Here is a 23,044-nt window from a genome sequence, read left to right as displayed (position 1 = left end):
GTGGGCGACGAAAGGAGGGGCGTGCTGGCGCGGCTCAGACCAGGTCGAGGTGGACCTTGTGCTCGGCCATCAGGCGGGCCAGGGCGGGGGAGGGCGCGTGGTCGGTGATCACGCGGTCCACCAGGGCGATGGAGCCCAGGCGCACCACGGCGTTGCGGCCGAACTTGCTGGAGTCGGCGGCGAGCAGCACCTGGCGGGCGTTGTCGATGATGGCCTGGGAGACGCGGACTTCCTGGTAGTCGAAGTCCAGCAGGCTGCCGTCATCGTCGATGCCACTGATGCCGACGATGGCGTAGTCCACCTTGAATTGCTGGATGAAGTCCACCGCCGAGGGACCGACGATGCCGCCGTCGCTGCGCACCGTGCCGCCGGCCACCAGCACCTCGAAATCCGCGCGGTCGGCCAGTTGCGCGGCCACGTGCAGGTTGTTGGTGATGACCTTCAGGCCCTTGTGGCCCATGAGTTCGCGGGCGATGGCTTCGGTGGTGGTGCCGATGTTGATGAACAGCGAGGCGTGGTCGGGGATCAGCGCCGCCACGGTTTCGGCGATGCGCTGCTTCTCGTCGCGCATCTGCCCGGCGCGCATGGCGTAGGCGGTGTTCTGGATGCTCGACGACTCGCTGGCGGCGCCACCGTGGGTGCGCCGCAGCAGGCCCTGTTCGGCCAGCTGGTTGATGTCGCGGCGGATGGTTTGCGGGGTCACGGCGAAGGCCTGGGCCAGCTCGTCGATGCTGACGTAGCCACGGTCGCGGGCGAGGTCGAGGATTTCCTGCTGGCGAGGAGCCAAGGTCATGGGAACGGCTTCCGGATTTTTGTCGCGCATTATAGCGACGTGCTGCCGAACGGCGACTTTTCAGCTAAGGTACGCCCAATTCGCCCTCCTGTTTTCACAATCGAACATGACCCCTGCCATCGATCTGCTGAAGAAAGCCAAGGCCGAGCACAAGGTGCTCAGCTACACCCACGATCCCAAGGCGCCTTCCTATGGCCTGGAAGCGGCGGAGAAGCTTGGCCTGGACCCGGCGCGGGTGTTCAAGACGCTGCTGGCGGCCACCGAGAAGGGTGAGCTGCTGGTGGCCGTGGTGCCGGTGGCTGGCACCCTCGACCTCAAGGCGCTGGCCCATGCGGCCGGGGCCAAGAAGGTGGACATGGCGGCGGCGGATGCGGCCCAGCGCGCCACTGGCTACCTGGTGGGCGGCATCAGCCCGCTGGGGCAGAAGAAGCGCCTGCGCACCTTCATCGACGAATCGGCCCGGGCGCACCCGAGCATCCACGTCAGCGCCGGGCGGCGCGGCCTGGAAGTGGAACTGAGTGCGGACACCCTGGCCCAGCACACCCAGGCGCAGTTCGCGGCGATCGGCCGCGAGTGACGCCCCCATAACAACAAGGAAGCCTGCATATGGCCCAGTACCTACTTGCCATCGATCAGGGCACGACCAGCAGTCGCGCCATCGTCTTCAGCGCCCAGGGTCTGCCCGTGGCCCGCGCCCAGCAGGAGTTCAAGCAGTACTTCCCCAAGGACGGCTGGGTCGAGCACGACGGTGAGGAAATCTGGCTGACCACCCTCAAGGTCTGCCGCGAGGCGATCCAGAAGAGCGGCATGCCGGCTGCGGATATCGCGGCCATCGGCATCACCAACCAGCGCGAGACCACCCTGGTGTGGGACGCCGCCACCGGCACGCCGATCCACCCGGCCATCGTCTGGCAGGACCGCCGCACCGCCGACTACTGCTCGACCATGAAGGAGGCCGGCCACGAAGACGAAGTCGCCCGTCGCACCGGCCTGCTGATCGACCCCTATTTCTCCGCCACCAAGCTGCGCTGGATTCTCGAGAACGTACCGGGCGCCCGCGCCCGCGCGGAACAGGGCGAGCTGCGCTTCGGCACCGTGGACTGCTTCCTGCTCTGGCGCCTGACCGGCGGCAAGGCGCACCGCACCGATGCCACCAACGCCTCGCGGACCATGCTCTTCAACATCCACACCCAGCAGTGGGACGAGGAGCTGCTCAAGCTGTTCGAGATCCCCGCCAGCCTGCTGCCGGAGGTGCTCGACAGCGCCGCCGACTTCGGCACCACCGAGGCGCCGCTGCTGGGCGCGGCCATCCCGGTGCTGGGCATGGCCGGTGACCAGCAGGCCGCGCTGATCGGCCAGGCCTGCTTCCAGCCGGGCATGGTCAAGAGCACTTACGGCACCGGCTGCTTCCTGATCCAGAACACCGGCGAGACGCCCGTGACCTCGCGCAACCGCCTGCTCACCACCGTTGGCTATCGCCTGGACGGCAAGGTCACCTACGCGGTGGAAGGCAGCATCTTCGTCGCCGGCGCAGCGGTGCAGTGGTTGCGTGACGGCATCAAGCTGATCAGCCATGCCCGCGACACCGAGGCCCTGGCCGAGCAGACCGGCGATGCCTGCGGCGTGTACCTGGTACCGGCCTTCACCGGCCTGGGTGCCCCCTACTGGGATCCGCGCGCCCGTGGCGCCATCTTCGGCCTGACCCGCGACACCGGGATCAAGGAGATCGTCACCGCCGGCCTGCAATCGGTCTGCTACCAGACCCGCGACCTGCTGGAGGCCATGAGCCAGGACGGCGCTGCCGCACCCAGCGCGCTGCGGGTGGACGGCGGCATGGTGGAGAACAACTGGGTGATGCAGTTCCTCGCCGATATCCTCGGCGTGGCGGTGGAACGCCCCGAGGTGACCGAAACCACGGCCCTGGGCGCGGCCTACCTGGCGGGCCTGAAGGCGGGGCTGTACCGCGACCTCGACGAGATCGCCCGGCACTGGCACCGCCAGCAGCGCTTCACCCCGCACATGGCGACTGCGCATCGGACCAAGCTTTACGACGGATGGCTGGATGCCGTCCAGCGGGTACGCAGCGAGGCCTCCGAGGCGTAAGCTGCACACTGGAGCTGTAAGCAACACAGGGAGTTCGACGTGGCTGTCAGGGATGCACGTGTTCATCGACCATGGCGCAGGCTGGTTCTCGGCCTGTTCGCCCTTCTCGCCATCGGCCCCGTGCGGGCCGAGACCCTGGTCATTGCCGGGGATATCTGGTGCCCCATCAATTGCGCGCCCGAGTCGGCCAAGCCCGGCATCTTCGTCGAGCTAGCGCGGGATATCTTTGCCGAGGCCGGCATCCAGGTTGAGTACCGGGTGATCAACTGGGCGCGGGCCATCAGCGACGCGCGCACCGGCAAGCTCAACGCGGTGATAGGCGCCGGCATCCAGGATGCCCCTGACTTCCTCTACACGCCCACTGCGCCGGGCATCTCGCGCATGTGCTTCTACGTCGCCCAGGGCGCGCCCTGGCGCTACCAGGGGCTGGAATCGCTGGCGCAGGTGCGCCTGGGCACCATCAACAGCTACAGCTATGGCCAGGAAATCGACGCCTACATCCGCATGCACCGCGCCAAGGGTGACCGGGTGCAGGTGGTTTCCGGCGAGCAGGCGCTGGAGATGAACGTGGAGAAGGTGCGCTTCGACCGCCTCGACGCCACGGTGGAGAACAGCTGGGTGATGGAGAACCTGCTGGCCCGCACCCGCCAGCAGGACCGCCTGCAGTCGGCGGGCTGCCGCGCCCCGGACGTGCCCATCTACCTGGCCTTCTCGCCGGCCATCGAGACCAGCGCCCGCTATAACGCGCTGTTCGAGGCCGGGCTGCAGCGCTACCGCGCCTCGGGCCGCCTGGAAGCGCTGATGCGCAGCTACGGCGTGACGGTGCCCTGAGTTCTGGCGGCGAGTTGCTGACGCCTGTCTATACTCCCGGCCATTCATCGTTATAGAAGGGGAGCCCATGCAGCCCTCCCGACATCAGCTGCTGCGCCTGCGAAGGATCTTGCTGGCCAGCGGTGCATCGCTGCTGTACCTGCTGTTGTGCTGGTCGGCCTATGCCGCCGGCTACCTGGGCCTGGAACTGGGCGGCATGCTGCTGCTCACGGGCCTGGTGGGGTTCAGTTGCCTGGCCTTCCTCGGGCTGGTGCGCAGTAACCTCAACCTGCGCTTTCACGACCCCAGCCTGACGCTGCCGCTGATGGGCTGGGCCATCTGCGTGATCTTCGCCACCGCCTACCATGCCGGCGAGCTGCGCCTGCTGTTCCTGATGACGGTGCTGCTGGTGCTGATGTTCGGCACCTTCCGCCTGCTGTTGCGCGGCTTCCTGCTGGTGATCCTGCTGACCGCCGTGTGTTACGCGTTGCTGATCAGCTCGCTGGTCGCCTCGGGCCGGGAGCTGGACCTGCACAGCGAGGCGATCCAGGCGGTGGAGTTCTTCGTGCTGCTGACCGGCGTTGGCCTGCTCTCCCTGGAGATGAACGGCTTGCGGCGCAGCCTGATGCAGCGCAACAACGACTTGCGCCTGGCCCTGGAGAGCATCCAGAAGCTGGCCATCACCGACGAGCTCACGGGCCTCTACAACCGTCGCTTCACCAAGGAGATCCTCGCCCAGCAGAAAGCCCTGGCCGATCGTGGCGACTACGGCTTCGTGTTGTGCCTGGTGGACCTGGACTACTTCAAGAACGTCAACGATCGCTATGGCCACGGCTGTGGCGACGCGGTGCTGCGCCAGCTGTCGAAGATGCTGCAGGAGTCGGTGCGGGATGTGGACTTCGTCGCGCGGCTGGGGGGCGAGGAGTTCCTGCTGGTGCTCTCGCGCACCAACGAGGCGGGGGCCGAGGTGATGCTGGAGCGCTTGCAGGCCAAGGTGCGTGCGGCGCACTGGGACGAATGCCCGGGGTTGAAGCTGACGCTGTCCCTGGGGGTCAGCGCCTATCGGCCCGGCGAATCCTGGGAGGAGAGCCTGCTACGGGTCGATATGGCGCTGTACGAGGCCAAGCACAGCGGCCGCGATCAGCTCGCGGTGCTGTAGCGGCGCACGCCCTCGTCCTGCATCGCGGCCTGAGTGGCGACGCTGCCATGGGCGGGGAACACCACCAGGTGATCGGCGGCCACGCGGATGCCCACGTGCTGGCCGGGCTGGTGGTCGGCGTGGCTGGGGAAGATGGCTTCCAGCTGGGTGCCGGTGGGCAGTTGCAGGCGGTACAGGGTGGCGGCACCGAGGAAGGTCTTGCCGGTCACCAGGGCCTTGAGCTCACCCTCGGGCGCCGGGACGATGTCGTCGGGGCGCAGCAGCACGTCCACCGCACTGCCTTCCGGCCAGGCGTAGGCGCGGTTGCCACGGATCACGCCGAGCTCGGTCTGCACCGTGTCCGGGCACACCTGCTGGCCACGGATGAAGTAGCCCTGGCCGACGAAGCTGGCGACGAAGGGGGTCGCCGGCTCGTGGTAGAGGTTGTAGGGGGTGTCCCACTGCTCCAGGTTGCCGTTGTTGAACACGCCGACCTGGTCGCTTACCGCAAAGGCTTCTTCCTGGTCGTGGGTGACCAGCACGGCGCTGGTGCCACGGGCCTTGAGGATGTCGCGCACCTCGAGGCTGAGGCGACGGCGCAGCTCGCCATCGAGGTTGGAGAAGGGCTCGTCGAGCAGCAGCAGCGCCGGCTCGGGGGCCAGGGCGCGGGCCAGGGAGACGCGTTGCTGCTGGCCGCCGGAGAGTTCGTTGGGGTAGCGCTTGGCCAGTTGGCCGAGCTTGACCAGCTCCAGCAGCTCACCGGTGATGCGCTCACGCTCGGGGTGCTTGCGGATGCCGAAGGCGACGTTCTCTTCCACGGTGAGGTGGGGGAACAGCGCGTAGTCCTGGAACACCATGCCGATGCGGCGTTTTTCCGGGGCCAGGGTGAAGCCGGCCTTGGAGATCACTTCGCCCGCCAGCTCGATTTCGCCTTCGAACACCGGCTCGAAACCGGCGATGGCGCGCAGGGTGGTGGTCTTGCCGCAACCCGACGGCCCCAGCAGGCAACCGATGTCGCCGGCGTTGAGGTGCAGGTTGAGGTTCTGTACGACGCGCTGGTCCTGGTAGCCGCAGCTCAGGTTGCGCAGGTTTAGAAGCAGTTCGTGGCTCATGCTCGGGACGCGTGTTCGACGAGGAATTCCAGCAGCGCCTTTTGCGCATGCAGGCGGTTTTCTGCCTGGTCCCAGGCCACGGAACGGGGGTCGTCGAGCAGGTCCATGCTGATTTCCTCGCCCCGGTGCGCCGGCAGGCAGTGCATGAAGATAACCGCTTCATCGGCCAGCGCAAGCAGCGCCTGGTTCACCTGGTAGGGCTTGAACAGCGCCAGGCGCCGCGCGGTCTCTTCTTCCTGGCCCATGGAAGTCCACACGTCGGTGCTTACCAGGTGGGCGCCACGTACCGCTTCGCGCGGGTCACGCAGTACCTGCACGCGGTCGCCGGCCTGGGCGAGGAACGCCGGGTTGGGCTCGAAGCCTTCCGGGCAGGCGACGTTGAGGCGGAAGTCGAACTGGATCGCCGCTTCTATATAGGTGTTGCACATGTTGTTGCCGTCGCCGATCCAGGCCACGGTCTTGCCCTGGATGGCGCCGCGGTGTTCCTGGAAGGTCTGCATATCGGCCAGCAGCTGGCAGGGGTGCAGGTCGTCGGAGAGACCGTTGATCACCGGCACGCGGGAATTCTCGGCGAACTCCACCAGCTTGCTGTGGGCGAAGGTACGGATCATCACCGCATCGAGCATGCGCGACATGACGATGGCGCAATCGCTGATCGGCTCGCCACGGCCCAGTTGGGTGTCGCGGGGCGAGAGGAAGATCGCCTGGCCGCCGAGCTGGATCATCCCGGCCTCGAAGGAGAGGCGGGTACGGGTGGAGGCCTTCTCGAAGATCATGCCCAGCACGCGGCTTTTCAGGGGCTCGTAGGGTACGCCTCGGTGACGCAGGTCCTTCAGCTCGATGGCTCGACGGATCAGGCTGCTCAGCTCCTGGGGGGTGCAATCCATCAGGGAGAGAAAATGCCTTGCGCTCATTGCTGACTACCTTTTTATTGCCTCTGGCCGCGGGTCCTGGTCGGTTTTTTCAGGGAAAAGCGGAGGGACCGGCGGGCTAAGCCGCACGGGGCGACGAAATAGGGGGAGGCGCGATCTTATAAGGAAATGTCGCAGTCTGCCAACCTGTGCCAGATACTGCGGGGCTTGCAGGGTTTTCGCTAAATTGCTCGTACCAATTCTGTACCAATCGGCTGCGCATTGAGCTTCTGCATTTCAGCCACGTCCATGCCGGAGTTGATCCACTTGGCGTACGTGGTGAGCAGCATTTGTACACTGTGGCCAAGCTGGTTAGCAATGAAAGCCACGTTCATGCCCGACATGATGCACATCGTGGCGTAGGTATGCCGGCAGTCGTACTGCCGCCGCCGGCGTATTCCCAGCGCCGCCAGCGCCGGTAGGAAATACTCCTTCGGCGTGCTCTCCGACCTGATCCAGTCGGAATCGCCATTCATCACCGTCGGTGCGAAGACATGCCGGCTGCGATGCCTGGTCAGCACCGCCGCCTCCCGAAGCGCATTGCGCGCCCGATCGTTCAGCAGGACGAAGCGGTTCTTCTTCGTCTTGACCCTCACGACAATCTCCCCGTCCACCACCAGGCGGCACACGTGCACCGTGCCGGCCACCTCGTCTACCTCATCCCACCTCAAGCCCATGATCTCCCCCGGGCGCATCCCCGTGAACAACGCGAACTCGAAATAGGCAGCGTAGATCCTCAGCGATCCCACCAGGGTCTCGTAGAGGTGGCTGACCAGTCGCTCGGCCTCTTCGCGCGTCAGCGGGTCGACGATCCTCTGCTGCAGGCGCTGGCGCTTGATGGCCTTGACGGGGTTGACCTTCAGCAGCCCGTCGATCATGGCTGTCTCGAACACACTCGCCAGGATGTCGCGCGCCGCCCGGCGAACCCCTGGTGACCTCCACTTCGTCTTGGCCACGATGTTGCGTATGTCCGTGGCCGAAATCTCGTCGATGCGTGTTCCTCCCAGGTGCGGCATCCAGTAGTTGTTGAGCGTGCTGCGGTAGTTGCGACGGGTGCTGTCGACGATGTCCAGGCTGTTGAGCCAGGTCTGGGCGTACTCGCCAAACAGCGGCACCAACTTCGGCAGCAGGTAGCTGGTCTTGGGGAAGAACTCCAGGTACTTCTCGTCGGTCATCCCATTCAGCTTGATGAGCTGCTTTACACGAGAACGAAGATTTGAGGCCGCGGCGATCCCCGTGGCCGTCGCGGGGAGATCGAGCGTTTCGCAGCGACGGGTTCCCCAGGTGAATCGGATTCGGATGGTGCTGCCGACGATCTCGACGCCCTCGGGGAGCGCCACAGGCTTTCGAGCCATTCGTCATATCTCCTTTTGCTGTACATGATCCGGCCATCGACCTTCTGCCAGACGCCGACGGGAATGACGCCCTTCTCGCGCTTGCGGGCCAGGGCTTTCGCGGTGGTGCCGACCAGCTCGGCGAGCTTGCTCTCCAAGACCTTGTCGACGTCCTGGTCGGCAGAGGCCGGAACTGGGTTGAGGTTGTGAGCAGACATAAGCCCTCCCGGCCGGCGCCGCCGGCGGGTGATGAGTGGGGTTAGCGGCGAGGGATGATGCACTCCCAGGTGCCGAAGCCGCGGACCAGGGTCCCGCCGAAGTCCTCGCATTGACCCTTCACCATCAGCCAGAAGCTGAAGATGGCGGCCATGAAGAGGACCAGGATCAGGTGGTGCCAGAAATGCTCACGCATCCTGAGCCCCCTTGGCGGCCGTGCCGCGCTGGGTGGGGAGCTTCCCTTCCAGCGCCGCCTGCAGGATGCGAGCGCTTGCCGCCCGGCGCTTCTGCACCTCCGGGTCATCCGGGTTGTAGCTGGCGCCAAGTACCTCGCACGGCGTCTTGGCGAGCATCCGTTTCAACCTGCTGTGGCGCTCTTCCTGCTGCCACACGGCGCTGGTCAGCATGAACGGCCGCTTCGCTTCCCGCTCGGCCTCGGCGAGCTTGTCCATGGCCTGGCGGTCGAACGTGCCCATGATGTCCAGGCAGCACACGGCCAGGCGCAGGTCGTCGTACTCAGGCCGCTCGCCCGCCCGGCAGGCCTCGACGATCTCTCCCAGGGTGCGGCTCATGCTGCACCCGATTCGAGCGATTCCTGGTAGGGCTCGGTGATGGCCTTGGCCGCGATGACTCGCAACCCGAGACGGATGGCGTTGGCGCGCTCGAGTAACGCCAGGGCGCACTCGGACCATCCCTGCAACAGCGCCAGGGTGTCGCAGTCCGACAAGGCCTGGAAGCGCCCGCGGAAGCGAAGACCCGCGCTGATGCGATCGATGCAGAGGTCGTTGGGGTCGAAAGGCTGGTAGCCGAGGCCTGCCAGCCTTTCCGCTTCCTCGGTGAGGGCCGGACGCTGTTCGTTGGGCAGCCCGCTCAGCGGCCCGCACACGTAGATTTTGTGCATAGGAGATCCTCCCCGCCGGATATGCCGGCAGGCTGTGGTGGGGTAGGGGGTTACTTGCCGAGGAAGGCTTTGCGCTGGAGTTCGCGCATGCGGGCCTTGCGGTCTTTCTTGCGCGAGCTTCTATCGTTTGTGCTGAAGAGTGATTGACCGGCATGCCGTGCCGCTGACGCAACCACTTCAGCAAGAATGGCGCGCCTTGCCATTCGTGCCGTTGCGTATTCGTCCACAGCGATCTGCTTCGTGGTATCCATCACTCCCCCTCCTCAGCCTGGCGGGTGGAGAGGAGGGCGCGGAGTTCCTTCTGCGCCTCTATGAAAGTCTGCCAGTCGCTTCCGGTGAGAACGGGCCAGGTTAGGCGTTCCAGCAACTCCCTCGGCACGCTGACCGCGTCGGGCTGCTGGGGTGGGAGGGCGCGGAGTGCATCCCGGAACTGCTCGACGTACTGCGCCTTCGTGCTGGCCCAGCGATTCACTAGGCAATCGTAGGGCTGGTCGTCCGGGTAGTCAGGGTCGATCTCGCCAGGCACCATGAAAAACTCCGCCTCGATTGCGTCCAGCATCTCGGCGAACTTGTGGGTATTCTCCACGCAGACCATGATCGCAGCCTGAGTGCGCGCCTTTGATCCGATGCCGAACAGATCACAGATGCGCCGGACCGTTTCGCTGTCCTCGGCCTCCTGCCCCCTGATCGCGGCGAGCTCGGCGCGGAGCTGGTCGCGCTCTGCCATGACCAGCATGCGCGCCTCATACTCTCGCGCCCAGGCGTGCGACTCACTGCTGGCGGACTTCCATGCTTGATCGAACTTGGCAAGCAGGGCGTCGTAGTCGTCGAGAAGGGACAGGACGGCGGATGGGTTGGCTGCAGCGATGTGCTGAGCTGCGTAACTTCCCGCCTCTGTTGCGGCAAGAACAGCCAAGTCCTTGCCTTCCGAATCCCATACCTGGGCGCAAAAGTGCCGATCTGGAACAGCGCAATCAAATGTCCACTCACCTTTTGGAGCGGCTTCAGCAGCACGCCGCAGTTCGGCTTTTTTCACATCGCTCATCGGTCGTTCTCCTGGGGCGGGGTGGATGTTGGCTTCTGCCATTCAGCGATGAGTCCTGTTGTGGATAAGGCCTCTACTGTGCGGTTGCAGATCGGGCAGGTCAGGCTTAGAAAGCCTTCTTTGTGGCACATGCCCATCAGCTTGCCGTCGTGTCCGCAATGGCACGGCTTGAGCAATTCATTCACACATCACCCCCATTCCCCGCCTCAGTTACCCCCTGGTTTACACCTGCCAGGTGCGGGTCGTCGCCCTGGCTCGTCGATGCCGGGCCGCCACGATTCGCCCACCAGTCTCGGTCCGGCGCGGACTCGTTGTCCTTGGCCATGGCGACCATCAGGGCAATCAGAGCTCTGCGGGTCTCTCCTGACCTCCCGCCGCCGCTGCCTGGAACGCAGAACTCTACGGCCGCTCCTCCGTCCTCGTCGTAGACGCTGACATAGACGTCATTGTCAGCATCGAGCCCGACGCGGAGGTGTGCTGACTGGCTCATATCGCCGAAGCGGCCGACATCCTGGTCCTTCGGCCATGCCTGCTGCTGTTCGGATGCAGGCTCTGCGTCAACGCCGAAGCACCCGCCGTCTCGGCAAGCCTGGGCGGTCTCGCTGTTGCAGTGTTGGCAGCGCCACGGTTCGGATGCAGGCGGGGTGGGGGACGTGGCGAGCATTTGGGGGCGAGAGTAGACCTCGACGCAGGGAGTCTTCTCCGCCGCCTCGACCGCTTGATCCCGGTCGAGGAAGAAGCGGCCGGCCGCAACCCATCCATACGGCTCAACACAATCCTCCGGCACCCCAGCAGCAGGTGGGGTGGGGGTGGCAGACTCTGCGAGCTTGGCGCGCTGCAGATGGAGGTGGCTGTGGAACTGCGCCCGCTTGATCTCCACGGACAGGTGCATCGCCATCACCCAGGCGCCGTGGACGTACTGATCTGCGTAGCTGTTCGGGGTATCCCCCTGGTCGAGCGAGCCTTCGCCGAGCCAGCCATACCCCGGGTGTTCGTTCTCCAGCACCCAGCCCTCAAACCATCCTCGGAACTCGCCGCGTGGATCATCGAGCGGCACCCCAGCAGCAGGCGGGGCGGAGAGTGCGGCGCGTGCTTGCCATCCAGCAAGGGCAGTGTCCTTGAACTTGGTCAAACCAGACTGTGCAAACCAGGCCTCGAATGCTTCTTGGCTCTCCAGCGGATGCCGCTTTGCCAGAAGCGGCTCAAGCGGGACCACGCGCTGATTGTTGGCGCTCAGCGCTGCCACGATGCGCTCGTGCTGGGCGACGGTCATCAGAGCTTGAAGCTCTTCGCCGCCTTGCTTCCAGTTCTGTCGTCCATCCGCAAACGGGCTTTCATCCATCAACTCCCAGCCCGCGCCATGGGCTTGATAACGGACGCCAACCACCTCCGGCTGCTCCACATGCACCTGCGCAGCTGGAGGGATGGTGGCCTGGATTTTCTGCCAGATTTCCCGAGCGCAGTTCCAGAACTGGAGGCGGGATACCTCTGACTGCATGGCCATTTCGTAGGGCATCTCCATGATGCCGCGGGTGATTTCACTCATGGAATCCGCTCCCATATCTCATGGTTGGCCAGCGCGTCGCGGCTGGCGTAGGTGGATCGTCGGTCTATGCCCTGCAGCTCGCACTGGGCTCCGTCGTCGGCGATGAGCAGGTAGAAACGTCTGGTGAAGCGGTTGCGGTACCGGGTGCGCGGGGGAGGGCACAGGGCGTCGGTGCGGATCTGGAAGGCGGACTTCATCAGGCCGCTCATGGCGTCACCCGGCGAAACTCGACGACCCAGACCCAAGGGTTGGCGTCCCAGCTGCCAGCACCGTTGATGTGTTCCCACAGACTGCGGAATGCTGCGATGGGGCAGGCTAACCAGGGGCCACCCTCGTAGCCTCTCCAGCCCTCGCCATCGCGGAGAATGCCTTCGGCTATGGCCTGTGCTTCGGTGATGTCTTGCAGGCGCTCCACGCGTACGGCGGTTACCTCCAGCAAGATGCGTGAGACCCAGCGCGGCATGTGGATCGAGGGGCGTAGCCTCCCCCGATTGATCATGGCGCACCCGGCCTGCCGTACCACGCCATCAGCTGGATAGAAGATCGGTTCACCCTGGCTCAGGTCTCGCGGTGCGATCGAATCAAGCTGCGCGTCTGCCGCCCAGGCTTCGCGCACCCACAAGCGATCGCCGGGCCGTCCGTAGGGGCAGGCCTCCGCCAGGGTGTGGCCTGCCACCGGAGTGACGGAGGTGATGCGATCGGGCCAGCCGGCGCCGCCGAACCTCCAGAACCGTTCCTCAAGAACTGGCGGAGGCCCCATCACGCGACGCGTAACGCCTTTGCTGTCATCGAGGAGTCCGCGGACCATCTGGCCTTTGAATAACGCTGGTAGCTCACGCATCGTGCATCTCCTTCTGCTGCTCCGGCTGAGCGTCACCCCGAAGTGGCATCAGCTCGGGGTCCGCGTACGCAATGGGCTTGACCAGCGTTTCGTGGATCACGAACCAGCCCGGGCTCGGGGCGATGAAGTCACGGTCGACCCGATCACCAGTCTCGATGCGTTTTGCCAGGGTCACGACTGACCCTGTAGGGATCACATCCTCGACCAGAGTCAGCGCCAAGCCCCCTACGCGGAAAGCGCTCATGCAGGTACCGCCTCCCGGGCACGTTCCCGGATGTCTTCAGCGTTGACGCGGATGATTCCGAGTTCGCAGGCGATGTGGTGCTCGAGCTTTGCGCCGCGCGATTTGCTCCAGTTCGGCAGCAGGGCGATGGTGTCGCAGGTCACGAGCTCCCGGATGTCAGCCTTCATGCAGGCGCGCCAGCAGGCGTTCGGTTCGGGGTTGATCTCGGCCGGGTTGACCACGTCGAAGCCAAGGGCGCGCAAGCGTGCAGCCTCTGCGTGGAAGGCGGGGAAATTCAGCTCGGGGAGCCCAGTCATCGGGCCTGCCAGGTAGATTCGGCGCATGGTGTGTCCCTCCGGCGCGGTGCGCAGAGTTGATTGATGTGGAGTGGGTTACTGGTGTTGGGGATTCAGCGCCGGCCTACAGCGGAGGCACGTGCACAGAGAAACTGGCTGGCCGCTGGTGCGGCAGTAGATCGTGACCATCACGGTGTTGGCGCCAGATTGTTGAGCAGACTGGCGATCTGGGGGTGGAGCGCCAAGCAATCGTCGTTGGGATCGAGGAGCCGGTCAGCCCCGAGTAGCACCGACATCCCGAACGTAACCCTGAACAGCGAGCCCCGATCCGCGATCTCCAGCAGCTTCCGCAGGGCCCGCTGACAGTCATCGGGCTCCTCGATCATGAAGTACTCGTACCCGTCTTCACCCTTTGAAATGCACTCGGGCATGTAGCCCTTGAGCAGATCCTCAATGAACTGCGCCACCTCGTTGGCGACTTGCAGGTCCTGTTCGCTGGCCCGAGCCATTTTCATTGTGTGCTCTCCTTCATCCCCACCTGGCAGGTGGCGGTCTGTGTCGGTGTGGGGTAGGTTTGGCTGGTCGTCCACGGAGGGAGCCAGCAATGAAGTCGAAACTGCAGAAGCAGCGCGAAGTGATGGAGCGCATCAAGCGCCCCCAGATTCCCGGCGTATCAGCGGAATTTGCCGTCACTCCGGAGGAAGCCCTGGCGGGCTTCTATCGGAAGGGGGAGGGCCGGAAGCGCAAGGCCAAGACAGCCAAGAAAGGCAAAGGCAAAAAGCGAGGCGTGTGGTGCGTTCCTGGATGCTTTGAGCAAGGGAAGCGCCGCTAGCTTGATCAGGTCAGTTCGAACAGCTGCTGGCCGATCGGCGTGGGCTTGGTTGCGACAGGTACCTGCTGGCCCTGCTCCCTGAGGAATCTCTGGGCCAACATCCGCAACTGGTTCTCCCCGATGTCTCGGCGCTCCACCAGGTGCTCCCCGGGATTGCGAACGCCTTCGATCTGCTCGCGCTTCACGCCCAGCACGTCGGAGACGATCGGGTCGCTACCCTCGTCGGCGATCAGGAAGTACGCCATGACGGGCTCGCCTTGGCCGTCCCGGTGTACACGGCCGATGCACTGCTCGTGAACACCTGGTGACCAGTCCAGCTCCCCGAACACCACGGTGCTGCAGACGTGCTGCAGGCCGTCGATGCCGGCGCCAGCGCGGAGACTGATGAGCATCAGCTTGCTGGCCCCCGACATGAAGGCGTCCTTCGACGCTTGTTTCTCGCGGGGGGACTCGGTTCCCGTGTACATCACCGGGTTGAACTGAGCCAGCTTCTCTCTCCATATCCCATAGACCTCACGGTGCCACCCGAAGAGCAGCACCTGCTGACCGCTCTCCAGGAGGAGGCGCACGAACTCAGCCACATACGGTGCCTTCGCGACGCCAGTCGCCTGGCGCACGAGCTGGTCGAACTCGCCGGCGGCGCGCATTTTCTCGCCGCGGTGCCGTTCGTTCTCCGCCAGGATGGTACGCGCGAGAGCTACGGCGTCGCCGGTGATCTTGGACAGCACCGCAGTGTCGGATTCGATCTCGTGCGGGATCTTCGACAGCGCCGGCAGCTCCCGGCCGACCTCCTTCCTGGTGCGTCGCAGCATGATCCCCTCACGCCGGAGGTAGGCCCCGAAGAGCTCGGCGTCCTTCAGCCTGGGCTTGTCGCCATTCGAAGCGATGCACCACTCCCGAAGGAACTCGTCATATCCGCCCAGGGCGTCCGGCAGCAGAGGGTTCACCACATGGAAGAACTCTGCGCCGTAGTTGTAGATCGGGGTCGCCGTGAGTCCCATGCGCAGTCGCGCCCGGCTGGCCAGGAAGCAGCAGGCGCGATGGATTTCCGAGTCAGGGTTGCGCAGCTGCTGGCACTCCTCAAACACGGCGTACTGGACGATCTCGCCAAGCGATTCTGCCCACCCCCGCAGCTTGTGGTAGCTGACCAGAATCACGTCGGGCAGCCTGTCCCAGAGGTCCGTGACGCGTTGGCGCGGCTGCTTCACCAGCGGGTAGGGCTGTCCCTTCCGAATGTGATGCACGCGCAGGTTGGGCGCGAACTCCGCAAGCTTCTCTGGCCAGTGATTGGGCAGGGCCGCCGGGTAGACCACCACCGCCGGCAGATTGCCCGGTACCGACATTGGGCAGATGCCCGTCACCGTTTTGCCCAGGCCCAGGTCGTCGGCGACCAGCAGGCCTCCCCGGATCTCCAGCTGCGCGCCGGCGAACCTCTGGTAATCCCGTGGCGGCTTGGCCAGGTCGAATGGCGGAATCGGCAGGCGGCCGGCCAGCAACTCGGCCAGGCTGTTCTCCATCTCGACATGCTTGGTGGCCAGGTGGCGCAGCGCCTGCTCGACATCCTCCTCCATGTCCATCGGGTAGCGCTCTAGGAACCAGAGCAGCTCCCGGCTGTTCTCCGGGCTTCCCAGCAGCATCACGTGGTCGCCGGCCGCCTGGGAAACCCGGGCAAAGACGCGCTTCATCCTGGCCCTGACCTGCGGCTCGCAAGTCACTCGCCAGTCACGGCCGTTGAACTCCACCGCACCGTAGCTCTTGGCGGTCATAGGGACTGCCTCCCCAGTCGCACCATCTGGAACGGCTTTCCCTGCCATGCGGGGCGATCCGTCAGTGGCTGGGATGCCCAGCGCTGGGTGCTGGCCAGGAGGACGCCTCTCACCTGCGACAACGAGATGTAGCGATCCACCTGGCGCAGCGCCTCGCTCAGTGTGCCGTCCACCTTCACCTCGATCACCAGGCCATCCAGCCAGAAGTCGGCACGGTTCTTCGCGTCAAGCACGTGCTCGCGTTCGAAGCTGTAGCCGGCGAGGCCGAGTACTTCGGCCAGCGCCTCATGCAACTGCACTTCGCTGCCGTACCGGTAGTTGAAGGAACCGACCGTGCGCGCCAGGGCCGAAAGCTGCATGTGGTACTCGGATGGTGCGCCCGTTTTCAGGTTCGCGGGCCGCTGATTTGTGGGCATAGGGAGACCTCTCGCCGTGGTGGCGAACTGGAATCAGGTGGGTTAGTTTCGAAGGTCATCAACGCCGACGGAGAGGGACGATGATCACCAAGAAGATCGGGAAGGGCATGAAGCAGAAGCTGCTGAGGCTCATCTATGAGAAGTACGTGGATGAGTTCGGGCACGGTGTCAGGAACCTGCGGCAGTTCCCGGTGCTGATTACGGCACAGGAGTCCTATCACGAGAAGATGCCTGAGCTTATGGAGTCTCAGGACAACGTGCGCCGAAGCCTGTTTCTTGACGTGATGAAGGAACTTAGAGCCGACGGCTTAATTTTCTATGACGAGGGCGTCAACTACTACTTGACGGCCGAAGGCTATGAAGAAGCTGATATGGGCTGGCTGAAGCGCAGCCTCCGGTTCTTCAACGCCAACCAGGGGCTGGCGGTTCCAATCTCCATTTTCAGTCTCATCGTTTCAGTGATAGCCCTCTTCGTTGCTGGGAACTGAGCCGCCGCTGGCCTTGGCCTGCTGGTGCACCTGGTGCATGTGCTGCCAGCTGCGGTTGTACCAGGTCATGCAGCCGCTGCCTGGAGCGGGCGTGGGCGTCGCTTCCATGGATCGTTGGCCCGGGCAAAAGCCGCCATCGTTCCAGGGCTGACGCTGTTGCCGCACATGTGCACCTGCTGCGTCAGGGTGAACGGCTTGCCGTCGTGCCCGCGATCGATGATGTAGGTGTCGGGAAAACCTTGAGCGCGGTACAGCTCGCGCGGCTTCAGCATGCGCAGGCGGATATCCACGATCACGTAGGGGTCGCCGCTGATCCAGACCGTCACCAGGGCCAGGCGGTCCTTGGTGGTTACCGTGCTGGCCGGCTCGTCCAAGGGGCGGATGTTCTCGCCCATGCCGTGGTACTTCATCAGGAACGCTGCCACCCACACTGCGCCGTCGAGCTGTTCGGGGCTGAGGCTGCCCGCGATCATCTCCGGCGAGACCAGCATGTGGTGGCCGCCGGTTGCGACGGTGGGCAACGGCTGGTCTGCTGGCGTGCTGCCGTGACCAGTGGTGTTCGTCACCAGCAGCGCACTGACCAGGCCGTGGTGTTGGCCGCCGGCGCTGATCGTCTGCAGGGGATCGTCGGCGGCGCGCGAATCGCAGTTGCCGCGCAGGTGCAGCAGGTGAGCGGCCACCAGGCCGTGGTGGTCGCTGGTGGTCTGCGTTCCAAGCGGTTCATCTGCTGGCGCGCTGTGCGAGCCCTTGCGGAGGGTCACCAGGTTGGCGGTCACCAACTGCTGCTGGCTGCCCTTGTTGGTGATGGTGCTGATCGGGGCGTCTGCCGCTTTGCTGTGGGTGGTGTTGTAGCCGCCGTTCGCCTGGGCCAGGAACGCGGTGGCGATGGCGTGCTTCACGCCGCCGGCGACGACCGTACCCAGCGGCTTGTCCAGGCTCAGCACGCGCGGTGCCTGGCCCTCGCGCTCGCCATAGCACACCTGGACCAAGGCAGGAGCCGCCAGTGCCAGCTCGCCCCGGTTCGCTGCGGTGATGGTGCGGAAAGGCTCACTGAGGCTGTGCAAGCGGTCGCCGCCCTGGTGAGTAAGTGGGACGATGAATGGCTGGGCGCGCTGCAGCACCTCCTTCTCGATGCCCTTCGCGATGCGGCGCATCGTCGCTTCGGCCAGCGGCTTCTTCCTGGTGCGGATGGACTGGCCCAGGTCGCTCCAGTCGATGCATTCAGCGGCAGTGCGGTGGTACTTCTGGCCCTTGGCAGGTTTCGCCGCATGGGTCTTTACGGCCGCTTCCGGCATGACGCCGTCGGCGGTCGCGATCATGTACAGCCGCTGGCGGGTGGTCGGATCGCCATAATCACAGTTGCGCTCCACCCAGAACTCGACCTGGTAGCCGAAGCCGCGCAGGGTTTGGACGAACTGGCGCCAGGTGCGCCCTTTGCGCTTCGGGTCCGGCACCAGAAACTGTTCATGGCGCGGAACGTGTTCGCCGGGCGCGGCCACACTCTTGTCGACCTTGACCACGCGCCCGGTGGCCTTATCGCGCTTGGCGATGAGGGGGCCCCATTGGAGGATCTGCTTGACGTTCTCCAGGCTGATCACCCAAGGGCCCTGGCCGGACTTCTGCAGCTTGCCAGCCCACTTGACGACAACCCACGACAGGTCGCGGATTTCCTTCTTGCGCGGTTGCCCGCCGGCGGCCTGGCTATGGTGGCGGCAGTCGGGCGAGGCGTGCAGCCAGGCCACCGTCCTGCCGCGCGAGCTTTCAATGGGATCGATGCCCCAAACATCGGTCGGCTTGTGGTCGGCATGCGGGTGGTTGGCCTCGTGCATGCTGATGGCCGCCGGGTTGTGGTTGATCGCGAGCGCGACCTGGCGGCCCAGGCCAAGCTCCAGGCCGGTGCTGGCGCCACCGCCGCCGGCGAACAGGTCGACGATGATGGCGTCGTCGGCCTCGTCCAGCGGCAGGCCGTACTGGGTTTTGAAATCCAAATTGGCAGACTTCTGCATGGAGGTCATGCGGCGGACTCCTTCTGCTCGGCGTCGAGGAATGAGAACAGGTCAGGCATGGCCATCTCCCGCGAGATCGCGGCGCAATAGGCGGCCATGTCCAGGAAGTAGGGCGGGGACAACTCGCAGGCTCGACCGAAGCGGCCGAGCTTGATGGCCCGGTAGGGGGTAGTTCCGATGCCGCCGAAGGGGTCGTAGACCACCTCGCCTCTCTGGCTGAACTGTTCGATGCAGCGGTCGACGATGTCGAACTGCAGCGGGCAGATGTGCTGCTCCCGGCCCTTGGCGGCCTGGGTGCTGTTCAGCGTGAGCATGCGGGTTATGTCGGACCAGACGTCCGGGTGCCAGCTCTGCGGCTGGAGAAGCATGAAGCTGCTGGGCAGCCAGCCGGATTCGGCGACGTGCTCGGCGATCGTCACGTCGTGGCGGAAGTCGTAGACCTGCTCGAGGCTGTGCGCCTTGAACCGCTGGAAGATGGCGGCCTGGTCGAGCCCGTCCAGATCCTGTGGCGCCAGCGGTCGGTTGCCGCTGGAACGGGTGAAGCCGTGGGCGTCGAACTGCCAGCGCGGGCGGGTGTACTCCTCCTTGCTCTTCACCACCGGCACGTCGGCGTAGCCGTTGCTTCGATCGGTCGGCGGCTTGCGGAAGAGCAGCATGTATTCCGGCATGCCGGCGCCTTGGCGGCTGCCGTCCTTGCACTGCTCGGTCCAGCCCAGGCGGTAGGTCTGAGCATTCTCGCGAACCACGTCGGTGACGATGGTCTTGCGAGCCAGAAAGCCAAAGCCGTGCTTGCGGAACGCGGCGACGCATTCGTCGCTGAAGGGCTGCACCACCTGGAAGCCCATGCCGGATATGCCGCTGGGCGTGATCCGGTCCTTCACGTGGATCGCGGCGACGCGCCCGGGCTGAAGTACTCGGTACAGTTCGGGGATCAGGTAGTCCATCTGGGCCCAGAAGTGCTGGCTGTCGTCGGTGTGGCCGAAGTCGTTGTAGCTTGGCGAGTACTCGTACTGGTTGCCGAAGGGGATGCTGGTCACCACCAGGTGCACGCTGTCGCTCTGCATGCGCTGGGTTTCCAGCACGCAGTCGTTGTTCACCACGGTGTAGTGCTCGCCCTTCGCCTCGACACGCTCGACGCCGAGGGAGCGCGCCAACTGCTGGGCCATGGCAGCGTGTGCCAGGCCAAAGTCGCGGATGATCTTGGTCATTCGATCTGCCTGCAGGTTGTGCTGCTGCCACTTCCGCTCCAGTTGGCGGCGGATGTCGCGCTCGGCCTCCGTGTAGATGAGGTCGATGCGCACGCGGTGCAGCTGGCCGAACCGCTGGATGCGGTGGACGGCCTGGATGAAGTCACGGAATTTGAAGCCGATACCGAGGAAGACGGCCTGGTGGCAGTGCCGTTGGAAGTTGCAGCCAGCGCCTGCGATAACGGGCTTGGCGGCCAGCTCCGGGAACTTGCCGTCGCTGAAGTCGACGATCAGTTGCTCCCGCTCGTCCAGGATCTGGGAGCCGTAGACGCTGATCACATCGGGAATTGCGGCCTCGATCGCGTGACGCTCGGCCTCGAGGTCGTGCCAGATGATCCGGTGGGCGTCCGGATCCTCTGCGCGGATCTGCTGCAGGCGTTCGATACGGTCCGGCAGGCTGTCGCGTTTCACCTTCGAGGCGTCTTGCACACCGATCGCGGCGTTGCGGAACAGGCGACCCTGGCCGTCCTTTTCGGTACCGGCCTGGCTGTGGTCGCTGGGCAGCTCGTGCCAGTGCAGGTCCAGTTCGGGCAACTGGTACCCGTCATCGCTGAAGCCAAGGTCGCTGGGCTTCTGGATGAACAGGGCCCAACTGGCGACCCACAGCCAGAACTCCTCCTCCTTGTGCGGGTGGATGCTGAGCTGATCGGCCTTCTCGCTGTTGCGCTTGAAGAAGCGGGTCTTGGCGGCGCCCACGTCCATGACCCCCAGGTAGGCGGCATAGGCAAGCAGTTCGATGTAGTCGTTGGGAGACGGTGTGGCGGTGGCCACGAACCGGTACCGGACGCCCTCAGTGCGAACGCCTGCCTGGCGATCGTCGCCAGCGAAGAGCCGCATGAACTCGCGGAACGTCTTGCTGCCGAAGCCTCGCAGGCAATCCGCCTCATCCAGGCTCGTGGCCACGAAGTGGCGCGGGTCCAACTTCCCGTCGCGCACGGTTTCGTAGTTGGTCAGGTAGACGCCTGTGGCGTCGGCCTCCTCAATGCTGCGGATGAAGCGCGGCGGCTCCTTCCAGCCCAGGCGTTCGACGGCGTCGCGGCGAAACTCCTGGCGCACACCGAGCGGGATGGTGATGAGGCCTCGGCCACCGGCGTGCTCTGCCGCCAGGCGGACCGCTTCCAGCTGGATGACCGTCTTGTGCAGGCCGAAGGAGGCGAACAGAGCACGTCGCCCGCCGGCCAGCAGCCAGGGGACGATCGCCTGGCAGTGCGGCTTCATGCGAGGGTTGACCAGGGCCTGGTCGACCTCGAAGCCGAGCGACGGCGCAACGCATACCTTGCGCTTCAGGAAGTCGGAGTACTCCATCGAATCCCTCTGTATTGATATCAAGTTGATGGCGCGGGGCACCCCGAATACACTTCGTTGCGAGCTTGGATGGTTCGGAAGGAGCCGGAAATGAGTAGGAAAACCAATAAAGAAGCAGCCGCGGAATCTGTGGAAGATACGAACAAGAGGTGTTTTGTTGTAACGCCGATTGGCGGAGACAACACTCCGACTCGTCGGGCTGCTGATGGGCTGATATCGGCAGTGATTAAACCCGTACTAGCCGGGTTAGGATTCGATACCTATGTTGCACATGAAATATCTGTTCAAGGCTCAATAACGCGTCAGGTTATTGAACATATCCTTGATGATGAATTGGTTGTGGCGAATCTTTCTGAGCTCAACCCGAATGTGATGTATGAACTCGCAGTCAGGCATTGTGTAGGTCGTCCAGTTGTAGTCCTGGCTGTCTCAGGAACCCGGCTTCCGTTTGATATTTCAGACGAAAGAACAATCTTCTATGACAACGATATGCATGGTGTTGTCGATTTGCAGCCTCGACTCGCAGAAGCCATTCAGTCGGCTATGGCAGCTGAGAAACCGGATAATCCGGTATACAGGGTTACTGAGCACAAAGTTCTGAGGGAGGCAGTTGGCACAGATGATGCGCAAACACTCCTGATGGAAAAGATGGACTTTATTGAGTCTTCCCTTTTGGAGCTTAAGGCAGAGCGACTCTCTCCAGCTATCACCGATGACGTTACTGGTGGTCTGCTTTATTATCAGTACACTGTAACTTATGGCGGTAACTTTGAGGATGAAAAGTTGTTTCATCAGGGGATTCTTTCGTTGCCATCGGTCAGTTCCGTGAGAAGAAGGAATATTGCGGCTGCCGATAGGAAAAGTATAAGTGTAATGAGTAGGGCTCCTTTGAATGAAGGTGATTTTGCTAAGATTGCTAGTAAGGCTGGAGTTACCTTTTATCAAGTTTCACTTAGGTCTTCTCAGCTTGGCTAGTATGAATCTGATTAAGAAAGGCTTCTAAGTCAGAGTCGGTAAGATTTGATGCGCCGTGAATGAGCCGGGTTATGTAATCCTGCTCTTCCTCAATACCGACGCGGGCCATGTCTCGGATCAGGATCGCGTCGGTACCCTTGAAGAGGTCGGTGGTGATGCGGCGGGACAGGAGCCGCGCCAGGCGCTGCTCCTCGGTCATCTTGTCCCGCTCGCGCTGCTCGGCCTTACGCTGGGCCGCTGTCTTCGCCGCCATGGCTGGCCTCCGTATCGGGATAGTCGATGTCATGCGCTTTGCAGACTCGGCCGAAGGTTCGGTAGCCAAGGCCCAGGCGCATGATGGCTTGCCGGCGCGTGATGCCGATCGCCAGGAATGCGCGGATTCGTTCAGCAGCAGCGGCAAAGCGCTCTGCCCTGACTTCGTTTCGCCCTGGCAGGAACTGGAGGTTGTAGTCCTCCGCAATCCGAGCCAGGCGACAGCGCTGGACGCCCATGACCTCGGCGGCCTGAGTGAGCGTGTGGTCGCGTGACAGCAGGCGCGCTTCCTTCAGCAGCCCCATCCGGTCATGGCGCTGGCGCTCCAGGGTCGTGACCTTCTTGGGCTTCTTCCGCTCGGAGTCGAATTTCTGCCGCTGCATGGCCAGCTCGTAGCGACGCGGGAACTTGATGGGGTCGATGGTGGTGGCGCTGCCTAGCAGCGCCACCTGGTCCGAGTGATTTCGGATCACGGAGGAGGAGAGCAT

The 23,044-nt window shown here is 64.2% G+C and carries 28 protein-coding genes; 7 read left to right on the top strand and 21 right to left on the bottom strand.

Features of this window, described 5'->3' with window-relative positions; translation table 11 throughout:
- Nucleotides 1-34: 34 nt before the first annotated feature.
- Complete coding sequence (locus tag OEJ36_RS09040) at nt 35-793, bottom strand: DeoR/GlpR family DNA-binding transcription regulator (RefSeq protein WP_263401222.1); 759 nt, start codon at nt 791-793, stop codon at nt 35-37.
- A 106-nt stretch (nt 794-899) separates the two neighbouring features.
- Between OEJ36_RS09040 and ybaK the strand changes: the two genes are divergently transcribed.
- The 4 genes from ybaK (at nt 900) to OEJ36_RS09020 (ending at nt 4,865) form a co-directional block, all read left to right on the top strand.
- On the top strand, nt 900-1,370 hold the full coding sequence (ybaK, locus tag OEJ36_RS09035) for a Cys-tRNA(Pro) deacylase (protein ID WP_021222791.1): 471 nt from the start codon (nt 900-902) through the stop codon (nt 1,368-1,370).
- 29 nt (nt 1,371-1,399) lie between these two features.
- A complete protein-coding gene (glpK, locus tag OEJ36_RS09030) occupies nt 1,400-2,896 on the top strand; it encodes a glycerol kinase GlpK (protein ID WP_021222790.1) in 1,497 nt (498 codons plus the stop codon).
- A 39-nt stretch (nt 2,897-2,935) separates the two neighbouring features.
- Nucleotides 2,936-3,727 (top strand): substrate-binding periplasmic protein, encoded by a 792-nt coding sequence (locus OEJ36_RS09025; protein WP_263401221.1) that lies wholly within the window; start codon nt 2,936-2,938, stop codon nt 3,725-3,727.
- Between the two features lie 67 nt (nt 3,728-3,794).
- Nucleotides 3,795-4,865, top strand: a complete 1,071-nt coding sequence (locus OEJ36_RS09020; RefSeq protein WP_263401220.1) for a sensor domain-containing diguanylate cyclase — start codon at nt 3,795-3,797, stop codon at nt 4,863-4,865.
- Here the strand turns inward: OEJ36_RS09020 and OEJ36_RS09015 are convergent.
- The 14 genes from OEJ36_RS09015 to OEJ36_RS08950 form a co-directional block, all read right to left on the bottom strand.
- On the bottom strand, nt 4,847-5,956 hold the full coding sequence (locus OEJ36_RS09015; RefSeq protein ID WP_263401219.1) for an ABC transporter ATP-binding protein: 1,110 nt from the start codon (nt 5,954-5,956) through the stop codon (nt 4,847-4,849). The two genes, OEJ36_RS09020 and OEJ36_RS09015, sit on opposite strands and share 19 nt — an antisense overlap.
- Nucleotides 5,953-6,870, bottom strand: coding sequence for an ornithine carbamoyltransferase (gene argF / locus OEJ36_RS09010; protein WP_263401218.1), 918 nt, complete (start codon nt 6,868-6,870; stop codon nt 5,953-5,955). The genes OEJ36_RS09015 and argF overlap by 4 nt, the downstream gene beginning before the upstream one ends.
- Before the next feature lie 179 nt (nt 6,871-7,049).
- Nucleotides 7,050-8,222 (bottom strand): site-specific integrase, encoded by a 1,173-nt coding sequence (locus OEJ36_RS09005; RefSeq protein WP_263401217.1) that lies wholly within the window; start codon nt 8,220-8,222, stop codon nt 7,050-7,052.
- 238 nt (nt 8,223-8,460) lie between these two features.
- Nucleotides 8,461-8,613, bottom strand: a complete 153-nt coding sequence (locus OEJ36_RS09000) for a hypothetical protein (RefSeq protein ID WP_263401216.1) — start codon at nt 8,611-8,613, stop codon at nt 8,461-8,463.
- Complete coding sequence (locus OEJ36_RS08995) at nt 8,606-8,989, bottom strand: hypothetical protein (RefSeq protein ID WP_263401215.1); 384 nt, start codon at nt 8,987-8,989, stop codon at nt 8,606-8,608. Before OEJ36_RS08995 ends, OEJ36_RS09000 begins: the two co-directional genes overlap by 8 nt.
- Complete coding sequence (locus OEJ36_RS08990) at nt 8,986-9,318, bottom strand: DUF4406 domain-containing protein (protein WP_263401214.1); 333 nt, start codon at nt 9,316-9,318, stop codon at nt 8,986-8,988. Before OEJ36_RS08990 ends, OEJ36_RS08995 begins: the two co-directional genes overlap by 4 nt.
- Before the next feature lie 50 nt (nt 9,319-9,368).
- On the bottom strand, nt 9,369-9,569 hold the full coding sequence (locus OEJ36_RS08985) for a hypothetical protein (protein WP_263401213.1): 201 nt from the start codon (nt 9,567-9,569) through the stop codon (nt 9,369-9,371).
- On the bottom strand, nt 9,569-10,363 hold the full coding sequence (locus OEJ36_RS08980; RefSeq protein ID WP_263401212.1) for a hypothetical protein: 795 nt from the start codon (nt 10,361-10,363) through the stop codon (nt 9,569-9,571). Before OEJ36_RS08980 ends, OEJ36_RS08985 begins: the two co-directional genes overlap by 1 nt.
- Nucleotides 10,364-10,544: 181 nt before the next feature.
- Nucleotides 10,545-11,909, bottom strand: a complete 1,365-nt coding sequence (locus tag OEJ36_RS08975) for a hypothetical protein (protein WP_263401211.1) — start codon at nt 11,907-11,909, stop codon at nt 10,545-10,547.
- Nucleotides 11,906-12,118: a hypothetical protein gene (locus tag OEJ36_RS08970; protein ID WP_263401210.1), complete on the bottom strand. Its 213-nt coding sequence runs from the start codon at nt 12,116-12,118 to the stop codon at nt 11,906-11,908. Before OEJ36_RS08970 ends, OEJ36_RS08975 begins: the two co-directional genes overlap by 4 nt.
- Nucleotides 12,115-12,750, bottom strand: coding sequence for a hypothetical protein (locus OEJ36_RS08965; protein ID WP_263401209.1), 636 nt, complete (start codon nt 12,748-12,750; stop codon nt 12,115-12,117). The genes OEJ36_RS08970 and OEJ36_RS08965 overlap by 4 nt, the downstream gene beginning before the upstream one ends.
- On the bottom strand, nt 12,743-12,994 hold the full coding sequence (locus OEJ36_RS08960) for a hypothetical protein (protein WP_263401208.1): 252 nt from the start codon (nt 12,992-12,994) through the stop codon (nt 12,743-12,745). The genes OEJ36_RS08965 and OEJ36_RS08960 overlap by 8 nt, the downstream gene beginning before the upstream one ends.
- The gene (locus OEJ36_RS08955) at nt 12,991-13,317 is read right to left on the bottom strand and encodes a DUF4406 domain-containing protein (protein ID WP_263401207.1); all 327 of its coding nucleotides are present in this window, start codon (nt 13,315-13,317) and stop codon (nt 12,991-12,993) included. The genes OEJ36_RS08960 and OEJ36_RS08955 overlap by 4 nt, the downstream gene beginning before the upstream one ends.
- A gap of 140 nt (nt 13,318-13,457) precedes the next feature.
- Entirely contained in the window at nt 13,458-13,784 is a 327-nt protein-coding gene (locus tag OEJ36_RS08950) for a hypothetical protein (RefSeq protein WP_263401206.1), read from the bottom strand.
- 89 nt (nt 13,785-13,873) lie between these two features.
- On the opposite strand from OEJ36_RS08950, the gene OEJ36_RS08945 reads away from it, so the two are divergent.
- Nucleotides 13,874-14,101 (top strand): hypothetical protein, encoded by a 228-nt coding sequence (locus tag OEJ36_RS08945; RefSeq protein ID WP_263401205.1) that lies wholly within the window; start codon nt 13,874-13,876, stop codon nt 14,099-14,101.
- Nucleotides 14,102-14,106: 5 nt separating this feature from the next.
- Here the strand turns inward: OEJ36_RS08945 and OEJ36_RS08940 are convergent, their stop codons facing one another.
- Nucleotides 14,107-15,867 (bottom strand): DEAD/DEAH box helicase, encoded by a 1,761-nt coding sequence (locus OEJ36_RS08940; protein WP_263401204.1) that lies wholly within the window; start codon nt 15,865-15,867, stop codon nt 14,107-14,109.
- Nucleotides 15,864-16,226: a hypothetical protein gene (locus OEJ36_RS08935; protein ID WP_263401203.1), complete on the bottom strand. Its 363-nt coding sequence runs from the start codon at nt 16,224-16,226 to the stop codon at nt 15,864-15,866. Before OEJ36_RS08935 ends, OEJ36_RS08940 begins: the two co-directional genes overlap by 4 nt.
- A gap of 137 nt (nt 16,227-16,363) precedes the next feature.
- Between OEJ36_RS08935 and OEJ36_RS08930 the strand changes: the two genes are divergently transcribed.
- Nucleotides 16,364-16,771, top strand: a complete 408-nt coding sequence (locus OEJ36_RS08930) for a hypothetical protein (RefSeq protein ID WP_263401202.1) — start codon at nt 16,364-16,366, stop codon at nt 16,769-16,771.
- Nucleotides 16,772-16,836: 65 nt separating this feature from the next.
- Here OEJ36_RS08930 and OEJ36_RS08925 read toward each other — a convergent pair whose 3' ends face one another.
- Together OEJ36_RS08925 and OEJ36_RS08920 are read right to left on the bottom strand one after the other, a co-directional pair.
- Nucleotides 16,837-18,786, bottom strand: a complete 1,950-nt coding sequence (locus OEJ36_RS08925) for a DNA cytosine methyltransferase (RefSeq protein WP_263401201.1) — start codon at nt 18,784-18,786, stop codon at nt 16,837-16,839.
- Nucleotides 18,783-21,329, bottom strand: coding sequence for a DNA methyltransferase (locus OEJ36_RS08920; RefSeq protein WP_263401200.1), 2,547 nt, complete (start codon nt 21,327-21,329; stop codon nt 18,783-18,785). Before OEJ36_RS08920 ends, OEJ36_RS08925 begins: the two co-directional genes overlap by 4 nt.
- A 90-nt stretch (nt 21,330-21,419) precedes the next feature.
- On the opposite strand from OEJ36_RS08920, the gene OEJ36_RS08915 reads away from it, so the two are divergent.
- Nucleotides 21,420-22,304, top strand: a complete 885-nt coding sequence (locus tag OEJ36_RS08915) for a hypothetical protein (protein WP_263401199.1) — start codon at nt 21,420-21,422, stop codon at nt 22,302-22,304.
- On the opposite strand, the gene OEJ36_RS08910 is transcribed toward OEJ36_RS08915, so the two are convergent.
- Both OEJ36_RS08910 and OEJ36_RS08905 read right to left on the bottom strand, forming a co-directional pair.
- Nucleotides 22,282-22,557 (bottom strand): hypothetical protein, encoded by a 276-nt coding sequence (locus OEJ36_RS08910; RefSeq protein WP_263401198.1) that lies wholly within the window; start codon nt 22,555-22,557, stop codon nt 22,282-22,284. The genes OEJ36_RS08915 and OEJ36_RS08910 overlap by 23 nt on opposite strands.
- The gene (locus OEJ36_RS08905) at nt 22,529-23,044 is read right to left on the bottom strand and encodes a hypothetical protein (protein ID WP_263401197.1); all 516 of its coding nucleotides are present in this window, start codon (nt 23,042-23,044) and stop codon (nt 22,529-22,531) included. Before OEJ36_RS08905 ends, OEJ36_RS08910 begins: the two co-directional genes overlap by 29 nt.

The organism is Pseudomonas sp. PDM13, assembly GCF_025685765.1.
Lineage (GTDB): Bacteria > Pseudomonadota > Gammaproteobacteria > Pseudomonadales > Pseudomonadaceae > Metapseudomonas > Metapseudomonas solani.
The sequence above is the reverse complement of the archived record's forward strand: the minus strand, read 5'-3'. Positions and strand labels throughout refer to the sequence as shown.